1 protein-coding gene is annotated in these 259 nt (G+C 53.3%); it reads left to right on the forward strand.

What is annotated here, in order from left to right:
• Window positions 1-4: 4 nt before the first annotated feature.
• Window positions 5-259, forward strand: a 255-nt coding sequence (locus tag ACGF5R_RS24865; protein WP_387693318.1) for a hypothetical protein, incomplete at its 3' end; no start/stop codon positions are given.

Consider the following 259-nt stretch of genomic DNA (forward strand, 5'->3'; position numbering starts at 1 on the left):
GGAAGTGTACCGTGCCTGGTTATGGGTTAAAGCCAATCAAGGTGCGGCAGGCGTGGAGGGTCAAACCCTCGCGGATTTTGAATCCAATCTGAAAGACAATCTGTACAAACTCTGGAACCGCTTATCATCGGGCAGTTATTATCCGCCTCCGGTGAAAGGTGTCGCTATCCCTAAGAAGTCGGGAGGTGAACGTCTGCTGGGGATCCCCACGGTTGCGGATCGTGTGGCACAAATGGTGGTCAGGCTTCATTTCGAACCC

Origin of the sequence: Photorhabdus sp. RM71S, assembly GCF_042879355.1 — a bacterium.
GTDB lineage: Bacteria > Pseudomonadota > Gammaproteobacteria > Enterobacterales > Enterobacteriaceae > Photorhabdus > Photorhabdus kayaii.